Consider the following 16,769-nt stretch of genomic DNA (forward strand, 5'->3'; position numbering starts at 1 on the left):
AAACCTGAAAAAGGGATGTGACCTGCAGGTTTCTGCCTGCAGGTCGGGTGAGCGCATCACTGAGCTGCGGGAGCAGACATCCAGAATGTTCCGTCGGCTTCGAACGGCAAGAAACGTTCGTGTAGCTCTTGGAAGTTGGCCCATGGATCGAGATCTTCGAAATCATCGGGGTGGAACCATTTCGCCAATTGCTGGATCGCAATGAAGTGATAGGGCGAGTTGTAGAATTGGTGGAAGATGGCGTGATAGTTGCCCGCTTTCACCGCCTCGAGATCGGCAAACCCATCGCGAGATGCCAGCGCCTTGATACGTTCGGCATTGGCCTCCTCGGTTGCTTCATAGCCCAAAAGAACCGACGTCACTTCGGGGCGCGCTTCGGCCCAGTTCGCCCCAGTGGCGACGATATGGGCAGGATCAGCTTCGATCACACCCTCAAGATTCAGCGTCACGGAATAGGCGTTTGCCAAGGTCGAGGCATAGTTTGTGCCCCCGGCCAGTTCGACGAAACGGCCATAGTTATAAGGCCCAAACGACCAACAGCAGAAATCAGCCTGCCATCCCGCCGCGTTTTCGACAACCACCAAGGGGCGTTCTTCTGCGGGGATTTGGTCAACAATATTAGTGACTTGGCGCATCTGAGAGATGTAAAAGTCGATGAATTCAGCCGCACCTTTTTCCGCCCCAAACACACGGCCAATCAGCAGGAGTGACGGCACAGTGTTTTCCGTCGCATTGCGGCGGAAGTCGATGAAAGCGACCTGAACACCTGCGGCATCAAGCTTTTCGATCAGACCGGTTTCTTCGGCCTTGAAGAGGCTGCCCGCTTCTAAAAGCAGCAAGTCGGCTTCGCTCTCCAATACGGCTTCGATGCTGAAATCACCGGCATAGGGGTTGCCAAAGTTGATCATTCGGGCCGTATCTTCTGGAAACGCGGTCTGAAACTTGCGGAACCCGTCCGGGTCATATTGCACAAGATCGTCTTTCCAGCCGACAATCTTTTCAAAGGGGTTGTCGCCGACAACAGCCGAAATCCCGTACATCATCCGGCCTTCGCCGAGGATGATTTTGTCAGGCATCTCAGGAAGCGTCACTTCGCGGCCAGCGATATCGGTGAAGGTCAAGGCTTCTGCTTGAGCATCGGTGGCTGGCACAACAAAGGCTGTGCTGGCTGCAATAGCACCAAGGAAGCCGCTTAAAGATGTCGAATGCGACATTTGCGGTCTCCGGTTGGATAATTACAAAGCCGCTCATAAGTTTGATTTTTCGGGAAAACAAGCAAAACCGACAAAAAAAGTCAGAATTAATAAGCGCCCGTCGTGAGCGCCCCGATCCCCAGCCTTTGACAAAGCGCATTGTGAGGCTCGGACCCTGGCCCAGCCCCCAACAGTCACACCTGTGGTGCTCTTGCACAAAAGCATGATCCAACACTGACGAAACTTGGGTTGAGGTCACAACTTTGACTGCTGCGAAAGCCGTTTCCACAGTTCAGATTTTCCGCAGGACCGACCGAAAACCAAGAGGAAACCAGAAAACCATAACCCTATGAGCGACCAGACGCCTGTGCCGTCAAAGCAAGATGTCAGTCACCCTTCGCGCTGCGGGCCAATCGCGCCGCAGATTGCAAGGCTTCAAATGCGCGGTAACGCTGCGCGTGCGCCTTTTCGATGTGCCCGGGTGCAGGGGTATAAATACGCCCCAGCGACGACATCTCGGCCATGGCTTGGCCGACATCGGCCTTCACCCCTGACGCCACAGCCCCCAACATGGCCGCCCCCAGAAGAACAGGCTCGGCTGCGCTGGGTTCTGCAAATGGGATACCGGCGGCATCCGCCAATAGCTGTTTGACGATCGGATGCTCGCCTGCGCCCCCGCTGATCACAACTATTTTGGGATCAACACCATTGGCCGCCTGTACCGTTAGGATTTGTCGGAGCCCGTAGCCAAGCCCCGTGATACCGGCAATGTAGAGCCCAATGAGGCTTTGCACGCTCACATCTGCATCCAAACCCGATATGACCGCCTTGGCGTTTGGATCGGCGAAAGGCGCACGATTGCCCAAGAATTCAGGCACCACGATCTTATCTTTGGCCAACACCACAGCGTCGGAGGGGTGATCAACAAGATCGGCAATGTGATTGAGCAGGTATGTCAGCAAAGACTGCCCCGCGCCCTTTGCAAGTTGTGACGTCTGTGCAAAGGCAGGATGGTGTTTTACCAGTTGCACGATGGCCTCTCCGGCCGCAGATTGCCCGCCCTCGCTCAGCCATAAACCCGGAACCATCGCCGAGTAATATGGCCCCCAAACTCCGGGCACAAATGCCTCTTGCTGTGACGACGACATGGTGCAGGCGGAGGTCCCGAACACATAGGCCATGCGATCTTGCGCGCCCTGCACCGTTTGTCCGCCATGAGCGGGCCCATTGGCCCCGACGGTCGCCAAGCCACCGGCATGGGCATCAATCAAACCCGCGCCCACTGGCGTTCCGACAGTCAGACCAAGGTCGTTTGCCGCTTGAGCCGTAAGCCCAGATCCCAACGCCGTCCCTGCATCAACGATATTTGTGCCGATCCGTGCAAAACCATCATCCGCCAGATCGCTGAGCCCAATCGCATGGAAGTAGCTGTCATCCCAGGACTTTTCGTGGGCCATATATGTCCACTTGCAGGTGACAGTGCAGACGGACCGCGCAAAGTCATCTGTTGCACGCCACGTCAGATAGTCGGTCAGGTCAAAAAACTGCCCTGCCGCGGTGTAACTCTCTGGCAGGTTTTCTTTTAGCCAAAGCAGTTTCGGTGTCTCCATCTCAGGGGAAATCGTGCCCCCGACATAATTCAACACCCTGTGTTTTGTCTCATTGATCCGGGTGGCTTGTTCGGTGGCGCGATGATCCATCCAGACGATCACATTCCGCGCATTGTCCCCGGACGGGCTTACCGTAAGTGGCTGAAATGTCTTATCCAAGGCCACGAGTGAACAGGTCGCGTCAAACCCAATACCTTTGACAGTATCCGCCGTGACGCCACTTTCGGCCAAAGCCTCTTGGACTGCCGCGCAAATGGCACCCCAAATGTTGTCGCTGGATTGCTCAACGATATGGCCCGCGTCTTTGTAAATCGTGATTTCGCGCTTGGCCGTGCCCAGCATCGCGCCAGTTTCGTCAAAGAGACCGGCGCGTGCACTACCGGTGCCAACGTCGATCCCGATGAAACAAGTCGAATTGGCCATGCTACAGATCCACGCTATTGGGCAATAACACCAGATCACGGATTGTGACATTGCGGGGGCGCGTCAGCATGAAAAGCACGCAATCAGCAACCTCTTGTGGCTGCATCAAACTGCCATTTGCCAAGGCCTCGTCCATTTTCTCTTTGGGCCAGTCATCCAGCAATGCTGTGACAACCGGCCCTGGGAGAATTGCTCCGACCCGGACGCCATCAGAGGCCACTTGCCGGCGAACCGTGTGGGTAAAGGCCTGAATGGCGTGTTTCGATGCGGTGTAGATTGGCTCCCATATTACGGGAACAACGCCTGCGATCGAACTGGTCATGATGATATCACCGGATTTCTGCGCAACCATATACGGCAACACCGCATGGACCGCCCGAAAGGTTGCGTTGATGTTGAGGTTCAACATCCGATCCCATTCATCCGGATCGCCCTCGACCAAAGCCCCCCCAACGTATCCCCCGGCATTGGCATGGAACACATCCAGCCCGCCCAATTGATCAAGGATTTTGGGGACCATTTCGGAAACGCTCGCTGGATCAAGAAGATCAGTGACAATGGCATGTGCGCCTGCGCCGAGATCATCGCAAATGCTGCGCAATTTGTCTTCGGCATGATCGACAAGGGCGACTTTCGCCCCTGCCCCGATCAGTGTTTTGGCACATTCCAGACCTATGCCAGACGCTGCACCGGTTATAACTACACATTTGTTTTGCATGGACTTGGACATGTCGTTTCCTTAGGCGCGGCCATGGCTGGCACGAGACCGGCGGGCCAAACTATCGACGATCACGGCAAGGGCAAGAACCGCACCTGTGATCATATAGCGAAGTGAAGAACTGAGGTTCAGAAGGGTCAGACCGTTTGATATGGCCATGATCACAATCACCCCCAACAGGGCGGACCACGCCGTTCCTCGGCCGCCAAACAGCGACGTGCCACCAATGACTGCCGCGGCAATCGCGTTTAGGTTTACATCACCTGTACCGGCTTGCTGACTGGCTGAGGCCAATCGTGCGGCGGCAAACACCCCGCCCAGAGCTGCGAGTGTCGAACATACCACAAAGGCAGACATTCGAATGCGGTTGACGTTGATACCGGATCGGCGCGCGGCTTCTGCATTGCCACCCACGGCAAACATGGATCGCCCCCATTTCGTCCGTGTCAGCCCATAATCCAAGACAACAACAAAAGAGACAAACACACCAAACATCCAAGGCACACCGCGACCTTGTTCAAGGTAAAACACCGCGAAGACCAGAGCCGCTGTTAGGATCACAGCCTTGGCCATTGCCGCGCTGAGACCGCTGGACGAAAGGCCCGCCTCAACGCGTTGCCCGTTGGCGCGGGCGGTCCCAAATATGATCAAGGCACCGGGAATAACGGCGACAAGGTAGGACAGCCAGGCGGGCATAATGAGAATTTGGCCAAACCGGACCAGTGGTGACGAGAATGGCATATTGATCGAGCCCGTCGGCCCAAGAATATAGAGTTGAAGACCTAGCAACGCCAGAAGACCAGCAAGGGTCGCGACAAAACTCGGCATTTCAAATTGATTGCGCAGGAACCCAAAGAGAGCACCGACAAGCGCACCTGTCAAAGCAACGGCCAGGATAGTGAGCGACAAAGGCACCTCGGAATTTACCCACAAAACCCCCGTCATCGCAGATGCAAGCCCGCTCATGGAACCGATGGACAGGTCGATCTCTCCGAGGAGCAGAACACAGACGACACCGAGCGCGATAAGGCCCACTGCGGCGGCGTCAAAGAGCAGGTTCACGAGGTTATTTGGGGCCAGAAACACCGGATTCAGGCTGCTGAAGACAACCGAGATGAGCAAGAGGCCGACGAAGACCGGCAACATGCCCAAATCGCCGGATCGCACCTGATCCACGAACCCACGCGCCGCCCCTATAAGGCCAGTGTCGTGCCTGACGCGGCTATCTGCCCGATCAAGCTGAGGTTTATTTGTGTCGTGTGTCATTGAGTGTCGCCCACTTTTGCGAGTTTGCGCTCCGCACGGCGGGACACAGCGTTTTCGCTGGCACCGGTGATTGCTGAAACGAGGTCTTGATGTGAAGTGTCGGCATCAAAGGTGCCGTTGTTTTTGCCCAATCGCAGGACAACGATACGGTCTGCCACAGCGCGCACGTCTTCCATATTGTGCGAAATCAAGATGACACCGTGGCCGCGATCCCGCACACGCTCAATAAGGTTTAAAACCTCAGCTGTTTGGGCAACGCCAAGGGCCGCTGTTGGTTCATCCAACATGATAATTTTAGGGTCGAGCAAAAGCGACCGCGCAATCGCAACGGTTTGACGCTGCCCCCCCGAAAGGGATGCGATGGGTTCGCGAACAGATGGAATTCGTGCCGCGAGCTCTTGCAACAAGGTCCAAGCGCGCACCTCCATTTGGACTTCATCCAAACGCCAAGGCGAAAGTTCGTGACCCAGAAAAAGGTTCGACACAACGTCGAGGTTCTCACATAGGGCAAGATCCTGAAACACCGTGGCAATGCCCATCTCCAAGGCTTTGCCTGGGGTGTCCAAAGTCACCTGTTCACCGAGATATTCGATGGTGCCCGATGTGGGTTGGTGTACGCCCGCAAGCACCTTGATCAAGGTCGATTTGCCCGCGCCATTGTCACCAACAAGGGCGACAACTTCGCCCGCGCGAACATCTAATGCAATATCCTCAAGAGCCGTCACAGCACCAAATTGTTTTCCGATCCCTTGCAACCGCAAGATAGGATCCCGCGCATCTCTATGCGTGTTTCCCTGTGTCATGACGTCCTCCTCTTCGCCACATTGGTGTGCGGTGCCTGCGATCAGGCACCGCACCGTGTCACTTACTTAATGCCAAGTGCGGCACAGGCGTCTGCGTATTCTGCGGTGCAGACTTTTTCAGCAGTTTGGATGCCGGCATCAAAGATCAGCTCTTTGATGTTTTCTTGGGTCACAACGGCCGGCACAAACAGCTGCGAAGGCGTGTTGTAGAGTTCGGTTGTGGCGTTGGGCGTCTCGCCTTTGAGCAACTGAACAGCAACTTCCGCAGCGGCGGCAGCAACAATCTGCGATGGCTTGGAGATTGTGTTGTACTGGTCGCCAGCAATGATCAATTGCAGTGCCGCGATGGTAGCATCGTTGCCTGTGACAGGTGGGAGGGGATCAGCGCCAGACGCTTTCAGCGCTGCAATCGCGCCACCGCCAGTGCCGTCATTGGCAGCAACGATACCCATGATGTCGCCACCAAAACGTGTGATCTGACCTGCGGCCCATTCCTGAGCCTTTGGCGGAGCCCAATCAGGTGTGTCAAACTCCGAAAGCGTCACATAGGGAGACGCGTCAAGCGCACGGTCGATACCGTCGCGGATCAAACCAGCCGCCGCATCTGTGGGGGAGCCATTGATTTGCAGAACCCCAGCGCCATCGGGAACACCTGTCGCTTGCAGATGATCGACCAAAGACTGAGCAATCGCGTACCCAATGCCTTCATTGTCAAAAGAGACATAGAAGTCAGCCACTTTGTCCGGGATTGGACGATCATATGCGATCACTTTGACACCTTGGGAATGCGCGATTTCAACCAGACCAGCCGCCGCCGCAGAGTCGACGGGGTCAAGCACGATGACGGATGCGCCCTGTGCGATCACGGAGTTGAACTGCTGTTGTTGCAGGGCGACGTCGGCATTGCCGTTTTGATAGATCAACTCACAGTCTGAGCACAAACCCGCCATCGCGTCTTGAAAACCAGGCCAATCCGCCTCTTCATACCGTGTCGACGCTTGGTCGGGCATCAAGAATGCCACTGTGTCAGCCATCGCAGTCGATGCGCATAGTGTGGCGACAAGCGTAGACGCCGCCGCAGCTTTGAAAAAGTTAGTCATAGTTTCCTCCAAGTTTTTTGGTTCAGTTGAACCCCTTTGATGCGGCCTTAGACACATCCCTCCCGTTCACAGACGAAGCCGTGCCGAAATTCTTAAAAATATGGTGACGACGCCTTTCGGCGCTTAGCTGCGCAGTGCAGCCGGTTTGGTTAGTTCATCACGACATATGTTCATCGCCATTGCGACGCGGCGCGTGCTTATGTCGTTCTGGGTTAACGCGATCTCTTTGGGGGGCGTCGGTTTGCCCGGTAATGAAGCTCTTGACGGAATCTCTGGCAACCAATCCACACTCATGGACCCGATTGACGATGGGCGACGTGTCACCGCCAATGCGTTTCCTCAACAGCTCCCATGCGGATGTTGCGATGTCTTCGACGGGCTGCTTGATCACCGTGATGCCGGTGCGGCGTGCCTGCATCCACGCATAGTCATCAAATCCAACAACGGAAATCTTGTCGGGCAATTCGAATTTGCGATCCGCGATGCATGACAATGCCGCAAGCGTCGTCATGTCATTGGTCGCGACAATCGCAGACGGCAGCGGATGCACATCCATCCATGCGGCCAAGGTCGCTGCGCCAATTTGCGGATCGGACCCCAGTTCAAGGAAATCAACCGTACCGCCAACCCGTTGAATTTGCGCCTCAACCCCCTCTGCCCGTTCTCGGATCGGTGCAATTTCAAGATCAGACGCAGCGACAAGGACGCAGGTGTGCCCTTTGTCGGTCAGATGCTTTGCCGCGATCATACCTGCTCCGACGTTGTCGATCGTGACAGTGTCCGCGACGTCAAATTCGGAAATACGATCCAGAAAGACGCAGGGCGTGTCATGTTCTGTCTTAAGGCGATCCGGCACTTTGTCTGTGCACGGAATGACAATCACCCCCGCAGGCTGCCATGCCATCAAAGCGTCAAGCCGCCCTGCCTCGGTGACAACGTTGTCATTGGAATTTCCAACAATGATCTCATACCCATCATCGGTAGCCAGATGCTCAATCTCGGTGATGATCGATGTGAAAAATGGGTCTGACAGATCGGGAACCAAAACCGAAACGACACTATTCCGACCAGAGCGAAGCAAGGACGCCGCTTTGTTGACTTGATACCCAAGCCGGGCAGCGACGCTTTTCACCTTGGCGGCTAAATCGTCATTCACCGGCTTCTTGCCGCTAAAAACGTTTGAAACAGTCGCGGTTGACACACCCGCTTCTTTCGCGACGTCTTTGATAGACACCCTATGGCTCATGGTTCGCCTCCCCCCTCAAACGCTGTTAAACGTTTTACAGTTAATCGTTTAACTCGCCATTTGAAGCTGAGTCAATAATAATCTTGAGCCCCCCCCCTCACGACAAAGCCGAGAAGACAGCAAATTGGGTCACACCGTCCTGAGGACCGATTTACAAGCGGGAGCTGTATCCACAAACCCGCCCCTTGCGCATTATCAACGGTTTTTTTTGACGACCCTTGCGGTTAGACCGCCTGCCCGTCGTTCGGCCGGGCCTTGGCACAATGCGGCATGGGACGCGCGACTTCTGCGGTGCATGTGTGGCGCTTATTTCCCAAGATCAAAGCCACAATGATCACGACAAAATCGGAGTTGGGGGCACCCCACCATTAAGAGACTGGCGCACCCGGTAAGTGCCCGTAAAACGCTTCGCTGTCCAACCTGAGACGCATTTGGCACAGGTCGTTGAGATTAAGCGGAGACGTCGTAACGATAAAGTCGGAAGTTCTGTAAGAACATCATTTTGCGGGAATTGGTAATTTTAAATTTGGTCTCGTCCGATAGGGTGACTTCCAAATATCCGGCATCATTCTCATCCACGTTCTTGACCGAGGCGAAGGCAATCCAAACAGACCTATTGATCTGAATACCAAGACGGTGGTCCATCTGCTCGACGGTTTCTTTCAACCTTCCGCGCAGCATCATACTAGAGTGGACTTGTTGAATTTTGAGGTAGTGGTCTTCGGACTGTAAATAGACGAATTCACGAAGGTCCAATCGTTGCCCTGAAATGGTGACGAAAAACTCGGGAAGATTATTATCAATTTCCGAGCTTTGCATCTCGTTGGATGTCTGGTCTCTCTCATCCGGCGTGGGGCCGTAATCTGATGCCGTCGCCATTGATGCGAACTGAATGTCCTGTCTGTCCTCCAAAGAGGTCTTACGTCCTGCCGGCGGCACATATGTTGGATGGGTCGGCGCAACGTAACGCCCATGCAAGATGTCAAAACATACCGCCGCGAGAAGGTTCTGGGCAATCGGGGCCACATTCTCGGGAAAGGCCAACCAATAGTCGGCCCCTAAATACTCAGCGACAAAACCTGCTGTAATGATGTTGATCGGCACCATCGGAAAGATGAGTGCGGGCGTAAAAACATGTGAAATGTAACCACGTCTCACCAAGAACAGGTTCAAATTTACACTAAAAACAAGCCAGCCAGCAGTTACGACAAACAAAATGATCCACAACAAGACCTGCGTGTATGTGTCTAGTTGGGCGATGTCATCGCGATGCATCAAGATGCCGTAGAGCATCACACAGAGGAACAAGAATCGGATAAAGCAGGTATCGAGAAGATACTCCGAAGCAGAATTTGCAGTGGTCTCAAAGGTCCCGCCATCCGAAAACCGGACTAAAAAGGTGGAAACAGTAGGGTCTTTTTGCAAATTCATCTCCTGAACCACGACGGATTCAATTCTTCCCAGTCAAATTGCCGGCGGTAACACGATGCAAGCAATCCTAATTAGCGCTGGATTATGAAAAAATGGTAACCGATTAAAGCCATTGTTTCGACGCTCAGCGCGACACCTTTGACGCGGACCAAAATCTACGGATGGCGCGATCTGCACCTCCCGTCGTGAGTTAAATTTCACGACATGCGGAAACAATGTCGGGCCGCTTTGCGCATGACTTTCAGCCGAAACGGTTCGTCAGGCGCGGTACGCGTAACGTGAATCAAATTTACGACAAAAATACATGTTTTAAGAAAAGCTTATGACTTCTCCCCTCCCACAAGCCTTTGATCCGTTAGACAAAAGGTACTGTATCAACCTTCGTGGTCGACTTACGCCACTGCAAAGTTGATGCACGCTAAGCTTTGATCCCCGTCTGCTCGGGGTTTTGAAAACTTTAAGGAGAGTCTGATGCTACGACGCCATCGCTCTGTAAGACTGCCGCGCATATTGCGCAAAACCCGGTTCCGATTGCTTGACGATTGCAGGGCCAAATAACGCTCTAGCACTGCTTTGGCGCGGCCACGCCAAGCACTCCCCTTACGCCTTTACAGGCACCCAAATCTGAATCTCGTTCTGATGCGATGGCATCCAGAGCGCCCCCGTTCATGCGACCTTTTGCAAGTGTCGCCCGCATTGCCCTCTCGAGTGGCATCAAAACAGTAGAAGAGAGATCACCTCATGCCCATCATCCCAGGAACACCCGGCAACGACACGATCACAGGTTCACTCGTTGAGGACACCATCACCGCAGGTGCGGGTGATGACCTCATTGATGGTAACGCGGGCGATGACACCATCTATGGCGATGGCTCCGACAGCACATCAGGCGGTGGATCAGTTACTCTTGGCACCACGCTGGGCGATGGCCCAGGGTCAACTGGCGGCGGTTATGATCGCGTCCGCGCGGAATCCGAATTTGACACTTTTGATTTTTCCACAGACGCTTTTTACCTTGGCAATGACATCCCTCTTCTGGCGCACCCTAATTACAACGGCTCCGCTGGGGGCGGTGGTGATTATCGCGCCCTGGATGGCGTATCCTTTTCCCAAGATGGCGCTGGCGCCGATCGCACATTCGGCCTGGATGAACTGTCATTGACCGGCGGAAGCCAATCCTATGTTGGTATTATCGATATCGAGCGTTCGGACATTTACGGTGCGGATACCTCGGTTTCGTCGAGCCTGACCGGTCCTCAGGACCTCGTCATGGTCAACAACGCCACTGTCAACTTCACGATGAACGACGGGACAGAGTTCCCACTCGTCCAAATGAAGATGATCCGAGATGAGGATGGCAACACCTTCATGGTTCCAGGTGACGGCGCGCACCCAGACGCTTTCAACTCGTTCCGCCATCTATTGGATTCAAACGATAGCGGCATCAGAAGCTTTGAGATCAATCATGTTTCAGACGTTACAAACGGCGTCATTGTCATGGGCGGGGACTGGGCTGATGGCCAGTTTCTTGAAACAATTGATGACGGTGGCGACGACGTCGGCGATGACACCATTGATGGTAGCGAAGGTGACGACCTGATCTTTGGCGACAACGGTGTCCCTTTGACAGGCGATGCAACAACTTTGGACATCTCTGACATGTCCGGTGGTCAGCTTGCGTCCGAGGATGGTGCCGTCACAACCGATGTTTCGCTGGACGGATTCATCCGGACCACCTCAAGCACCACCTATGGCAAAGCCACACCAGACAACGTGTTCTATTCCGGCCCCGAAGTCGGCGGTGAGAGCAACACCCTCGACTTCGAATTTGACACGCCGGTCTCTGACGTCAGCTTTACCCTCTATGACGTGAACCAAGGCGCTGGCTGGGACGATCAGGTGCGCGTCGTTGCGCTTGACGCCGATGGCAACGAAGTGCCTGTCACATTCTCGGGCGGCAACGTGGACAACGGCGGTGTGGACGTGCGCGGCAATACGATTGACGGCAACGACAGCCAATCAACCTACCGTCTGGACGGCAACAATCCCGACAACGTGCAGGTCCATATCGACGGGCCGATCTCGTCTTTGCAGATCATCCATGAGCCGGGCGATGACTCGTCGACCGTGATCGGCTGGATCGGCGTCGGCGACATTGATGTAACGCCTGTTATTGATCCAGACGGCCTAACTCCCTCCTCTGAAGAGGGTGGTGAAGATGTCATCACAGGCGGCGAAGGCCAAGATACGATCTTTGGTGAAGGTGGTGATGACACCATCATCGTCGGCAGCGCCGCCGAAGGCGCAGGCGATGTGATCGACGGCGGCAATGGCCCTGATGCGACTACCGACAACGACGTGCTCGATCTACGCGGCGCGGGTGACGTGACCGTTGATGCGGTTGCTGATGAAAACGATGCAGGCGCGCAGACCGGTACAGTCACCTTTGAAGACGGCTCAACCCTCGAGTTCGAAGGCATCGAAACGATCCTGCAGGATCCCGAGGCCCCGATCCCGGACGGCACGGTTGACGGCGAAGACACCGGTGAAGACATGGGTGTCGGCTATGACGACGGCAACTTGCCCACCGATGGCGGCGGCGATCTGATCACCGACGAGGCCGATGTGGTCGACGGCAACGGCGGCGATGACACCATCGACGCAGGCGCAGGCGATGACCTTGTTGACGGCGGCGGCGACGACGACCTTCTCGATGGCGGCGCGGGCGACGACTCCCTCTTGGGCGGCATCGGCACCGATACGCTTGACGGCGGCGCAGGTGCAGACGAGCTTGATGGTGGCGGCGATGACGATGACATCACCGTTGGCGCAGGCGACATCGCATTTGGCGGCAGCGGCGACGACGACTTCTTTGTCGATCCGAGCGAGCCCGGCACCGATGGTATCACCGTGATCGGCGGCGAGACAGGCGAAGACCTTTCCGACCCGACCAATGGCGGCGATGGTGACACACTTGACCTGCGCGGCCTTGGCCCTGTGGACGTGGCCTATGACGACGACGATCCAGAAGCGGGTACAGCGACCTACATCAACGACGATGGTCTGCCTGTCACAATCACCTTCTCTGAAATCGAAGAGGTTCTGACCGATCCGCAAGCGGATGATGTGGTCGACGGTCTTGATGATGGCGAGGTCATGGCCCCCGGCTATACCGACGACGAAGGTGACCAGATCGACGGCGACGATGGCATTGATGATGTGATCGAAGGCAACGGCGGCCCTGATACAATTGACGCAGGCCTTGGCGATGACTCTGTTCTTGGCGGCGAAGATGACGATGTGATTGACGGCGGTGCCGGTGATGACACGCTGCTTGGCAACGAAGGCAATGACGATCTCGACGGCGGCGACGGCAACGACACGCTCTTGGGTGGCGAAGAGGCCGACACTCTGGCCGGTGGCGAGGGCGACGACCTTCTCGAAGGTGAAGACGGCGATGACGACATCGCGGTTGGCGGTGCCGACACAGCAGAAGGTGGTCTTGGCGACGATGTCTTCACGGTTGATCCAACCGACACCACACCAGATGTTGATGTGACCATCGACGGCGGCTCGGACGGCACAACCGGTGATCCGGCTGGCCCCGAAAATGGCGACGAGGGCGACATTCTTGATCTGAGCGATCAGACCGAAGATCTGGTCGTGACCTTTGAACCTGAAGATGGCGAAGCTGGCACCGTGGACGGTCTGGACGATGACGGCACGCCTGACATCACCTTTGAGGAAATCGAACAGGTGGTCACCGGCTCTGGTGACGATGAAGTGACCGGCCCTGAAATGGCTGGCCCCTGCATCGTGGCCACCGGCGACGGCGACGACACGGTCACAGGCTCTGGTGAAGACGACACCATTGACGGTGGCGGCGACGACGACCTTCTTGATGGCGGTGACGGCGACGACGACATCATGGGCGGTGACGGCAACGACACGCTGGACGGCGGCGAGGGTGACGACACACTCGACGGCGGCGCAATGGACGACGACATCACCGTCGGCACCGGCGACACCGCCCTGGGCGGCGCAGGCGACGACGAGTTCTTTGTCGATCCAACCCAAAGCGGCACGGCACCAATCACAGTGATTGGCGGCGAAGATGACGAAGAAGCACTCATTGATCCGACCAACAACCCCGACGGACGGATTGGTGACGTTCTGGACCTGACCGGCCTTGGCCCTGTTGAGGTGGTCTTTGACGAAGACGATCCAGAGGCGGGCACGGCAACCTACCTGAACGACGATGGCGAACCCGTCACGATCAACTTCTCGGAAATCGAAGAGGTTCTGGTTGATGACGTGGTTGACACCAGCCCTGTTGCCAATCCTGACACGGCGGAAGTCACCGAAGAAGGCGTTGTCGAGATTGACGTTCTGGCCAATGACACCGACCCAGACACCCCAGTGGAAGAACTCGACGTTATCGACGCCGAAGCCGAGAATGGTATCGTAGACATCAACCCTGATGGGACGCTGTCTTATGAGCCGGATGCTGGCTTTACCGGAGAGGACACGATCAACTACACGATCACTGACCCGGACGGGAACGAGGACACCTCGACTGTGACCGTGACTGTCAATCCTGACACAGGCAGCGACGAACCGGATGCGGTTGACGATGCCTTTGACTTTGACATGGATGGCTATGGCGGCGGCAATGTCCGTCTTGCCAATGGCGCTCAGGGCTTGTTGACCAATGACACCGATCCTAACGATGACGCGCTGCGTGTTGTTGAAATCGATGGGTCTTCGAACCTGAGAACCTGGGTGGATGCCGACAACGGTGGTCAGATCCGCATCGGTGCAAACGGGGCTGTACGCTTCCGTGACGTGGACGGTGACTTTGCCGACACGCCAGATGGCGAAGTTGTCCAAACCTCTGTCAGCTACACGGTTTCCGATGGCAACGGTGGCACAGATACAGCGACCCTCACAGTCAATGTGACCGGTGCCGCCGATGTCGGCACATCGGCACCTGATGCGGTGGACGACACAGCCAGCGCAACAGCGGGTGACGTCACAGTCATCGACGTTCTGTCCAACGATACCGACCCGGACACACCGCTGGCCGATCTCGATGTGATTGATGCCGACGCCGAGAATGGCATCGTCGATATCAACGACGATGGCACGCTGTCCTATGAGCCAGACGAGGGCTTTACCGGACCTGATACGATCACCTACACGATCACGGATCCCGAAGGGAACACCGACTCGGCAATCGTCACGGTCAGTGTTGTCGAAGGCGAGGTGACCCCAATTGCCAACCCTGACACAGCGGATGTGGACGAAGACGACAGCGTCATCATCGACGTGTTGGCCAACGACACCGACCCCGACACCCCCGTAGAAGAGCTTGTGGTCACAGAGGCCACAGCACCAAACGGAGAGGTCGTGATCAACGACGATGGCACGCTGAGCTACACGCCAGACCCCGACTTCAACGGCGAGGACGAGATCACCTATACGATCACTGATCCTGACGGGAACACGGCAACGGGCACAGCAACGGTCGACGTCGCACCTATCAACGATGCGCCAGAGGCGGTCGATGACAGCGCGACGACAGATGAGGGCGAAACCGTCACCATCGACGTGCTGGCCAACGACAGCGATGTCGAAGACGGCAACGACCTTGATGTCATCACAGCCTCGGCGTCAAATGGGTCCGTGACCATCAATGATGATGGTACGCTGGACTACACGCCGGATGCGGACTTCACCGGAACCGACACCATCAGCTACACGGTTGAGGATTCTGACGGCGCAACAGCCACCGCTTCGGTTTCTGTCGCAGTCGATGAGGTCACAGGCGGAGACGGTGTGGTTGACGGGGCCGATACAGGCGAAGCCATGGATCCGGGCTACGACGATGGCGAAGGCGACCAGGTTGACGGCACAGACGGCATTGATGACGTTATCGAAGGTAATGGTGGCAACGACACCATCAATGCTGGCCTTGGCGACGACGACATTGATGGCGGCGACGGCAACGATGTGATCCGCGGCGGCGACGGCGACGACACGATCGAAGGATCGACAGGCCTTGACGAAATCTTTGGTGGTGCCGGTGACGACACCTACCAAGGCGATGACGAGGGCCACATAGTTGTCTATGTCGACGATGACGGTAACGGCGATGTCACCAAGTATCCTTCGCTAGAGGGCGACGGGGTCAACAGCATCGAGCACTTCTCCGGTGCCGAGATTGAAGGCCAGGATGACAAGATCTCCTTCACCACGGCAGTTGGCGAAAACAGCATCGAAGAGGACATCCAAGGGCTCGACGACACTGCCACCGGCTACTTCTTCCCTGAGGATGGCAACTACATCAACTTCGGCCCCGAGAACGACTATATGCTCTCGGATATCTTCAGCGGCACCTCGCCAGACGGTGAATTGCCTGCGGTTGGACCCGTCGGTGAGTTCTTCGTCAACGGTGGCACAGAAGACGGTCAGGTCGGTGATATCAGCTTCGAAAACTTCGAGCATATCTTCTTCACAATCGAAGAAGAGCCCGAGGAAGAAGAAGATGTCATGTCGATGATCTCAAACGGCGACACCTTGGACGAGACCATGCCCCAGGATGACGAGATCGAAGACGACGAGGACCTGATGCTCCTCTAAGCAGGCCGCAATCGTCACCAAAAAACCAAAAGCCGGCGTGTTAAAGCGCCGGCTTTTAGATATGGTCTTAGGGTCTGGCCCCATGAAGTGTTGGACCGCTGCACAGGAAACTGTCCGAGATCAGTGGCTCGCATTTCGAGGTCACGACTTCTGTGGTTTACAGCGAGGGGCGCACGCCACTGAAAACGTGCTGTTTCTCTTGCCCTTTGAGTGGCGCGAAATCTGCGCTTCACTGCTTTGAAATATAGCAACAACTCTTTCAACTGCTTTCCTTGCAAGCCATAAGTTGCACACCAAAGTAGCGTAGAATTCATAGGCCCAGAGCGCTAGGTCATTT

9 protein-coding genes are annotated in these 16,769 nt (G+C 55.8%); 1 reads left to right on the forward strand and 8 read right to left on the reverse strand.

Annotation, left to right across the window (positions count from 1 at the left end):
• Positions 1–56: 56 nt before the first annotated feature.
• The 8 genes from AC5EFR_RS17560 to AC5EFR_RS17595 all read right to left on the reverse strand — a co-directional run bounded on the left by AC5EFR_RS17560 (position 57) and on the right by AC5EFR_RS17595 (position 9,790).
• Entirely contained in the window at positions 57–1,214 is a 1,158-nt protein-coding gene (locus AC5EFR_RS17560; RefSeq protein ID WP_493577059.1) for an ABC transporter substrate-binding protein, read from the reverse strand.
• Between the two features lie 365 nt (positions 1,215–1,579).
• Positions 1,580–3,226 (reverse strand): FGGY-family carbohydrate kinase, encoded by a 1,647-nt coding sequence (locus AC5EFR_RS17565; protein WP_493577060.1) that lies wholly within the window; start codon positions 3,224–3,226, stop codon positions 1,580–1,582.
• A 1-nt stretch (position 3,227) separates the two neighbouring features.
• Positions 3,228–3,956 (reverse strand): SDR family oxidoreductase, encoded by a 729-nt coding sequence (locus tag AC5EFR_RS17570; RefSeq protein ID WP_493577061.1) that lies wholly within the window; start codon positions 3,954–3,956, stop codon positions 3,228–3,230.
• 9 nt (positions 3,957–3,965) lie between these two features.
• Positions 3,966–5,210, reverse strand: coding sequence for a sugar ABC transporter permease (locus tag AC5EFR_RS17575; RefSeq protein WP_431376978.1), 1,245 nt, complete (start codon positions 5,208–5,210; stop codon positions 3,966–3,968).
• Entirely contained in the window at positions 5,207–6,013 is an 807-nt protein-coding gene (locus AC5EFR_RS17580; RefSeq protein WP_493577062.1) for an ATP-binding cassette domain-containing protein, read from the reverse strand. Before AC5EFR_RS17580 ends, AC5EFR_RS17575 begins: the two co-directional genes overlap by 4 nt.
• A 62-nt stretch (positions 6,014–6,075) precedes the next feature.
• Positions 6,076–7,113: an ABC transporter substrate-binding protein gene (locus AC5EFR_RS17585; protein ID WP_431376976.1), complete on the reverse strand. Its 1,038-nt coding sequence runs from the start codon at positions 7,111–7,113 to the stop codon at positions 6,076–6,078.
• Between the two features lie 157 nt (positions 7,114–7,270).
• Positions 7,271–8,359 carry a LacI family DNA-binding transcriptional regulator gene (locus AC5EFR_RS17590; protein WP_493577063.1) on the reverse strand — a complete coding sequence of 363 codons (1,089 nt, stop codon included), beginning with the start codon at positions 8,357–8,359 and terminating at the stop codon, positions 7,271–7,273.
• Positions 8,360–8,809: 450 nt separating this feature from the next.
• Positions 8,810–9,790 carry a LytTR family DNA-binding domain-containing protein gene (locus AC5EFR_RS17595; RefSeq protein ID WP_493577064.1) on the reverse strand — a complete coding sequence of 327 codons (981 nt, stop codon included), beginning with the start codon at positions 9,788–9,790 and terminating at the stop codon, positions 8,810–8,812.
• 741 nt (positions 9,791–10,531) lie between these two features.
• Between AC5EFR_RS17595 and AC5EFR_RS17600 the strand changes: the two genes are divergently transcribed.
• On the forward strand, positions 10,532–16,432 hold the full coding sequence (locus AC5EFR_RS17600) for an Ig-like domain-containing protein (protein ID WP_493577065.1): 5,901 nt from the start codon (positions 10,532–10,534) through the stop codon (positions 16,430–16,432).
• Positions 16,433–16,769: the final 337 nt, after the last annotated feature.

This window comes from Pelagimonas sp., assembly GCF_058892305.1.

Bases quoted from the DNA above. Each gene is read 5' to 3' on its own strand.
- AC5EFR_RS17560 (WP_493577059.1), bottom strand. From the start codon at position 1,214: ATGTCGCATTCGACATCTTTAAGCGGCTTCCTTGGTGCTATTGCAGCC.
- AC5EFR_RS17565 (WP_493577060.1), bottom strand. From the start codon at position 3,226: ATGGCCAATTCGACTTGTTTCATCGGGATCGACGTTGGCACCGGTAGT.
- AC5EFR_RS17570 (WP_493577061.1), bottom strand. From the start codon at position 3,956: ATGTCCAAGTCCATGCAAAACAAATGTGTAGTTATAACCGGTGCAGCG.
- AC5EFR_RS17575 (WP_431376978.1), bottom strand. From the start codon at position 5,210: ATGACACACGACACAAATAAACCTCAGCTTGATCGGGCAGATAGCCGC.
- AC5EFR_RS17580 (WP_493577062.1), bottom strand. From the start codon at position 6,013: ATGACACAGGGAAACACGCATAGAGATGCGCGGGATCCTATCTTGCGG.
- AC5EFR_RS17585 (WP_431376976.1), bottom strand. From the start codon at position 7,113: ATGACTAACTTTTTCAAAGCTGCGGCGGCGTCTACGCTTGTCGCCACA.
- AC5EFR_RS17590 (WP_493577063.1), bottom strand. From the start codon at position 8,359: ATGAGCCATAGGGTGTCTATCAAAGACGTCGCGAAAGAAGCGGGTGTG.
- AC5EFR_RS17595 (WP_493577064.1), bottom strand. From the start codon at position 9,790: ATGAATTTGCAAAAAGACCCTACTGTTTCCACCTTTTTAGTCCGGTTT.
- AC5EFR_RS17600 (WP_493577065.1), top strand. From the start codon at position 10,532: ATGCCCATCATCCCAGGAACACCCGGCAACGACACGATCACAGGTTCA.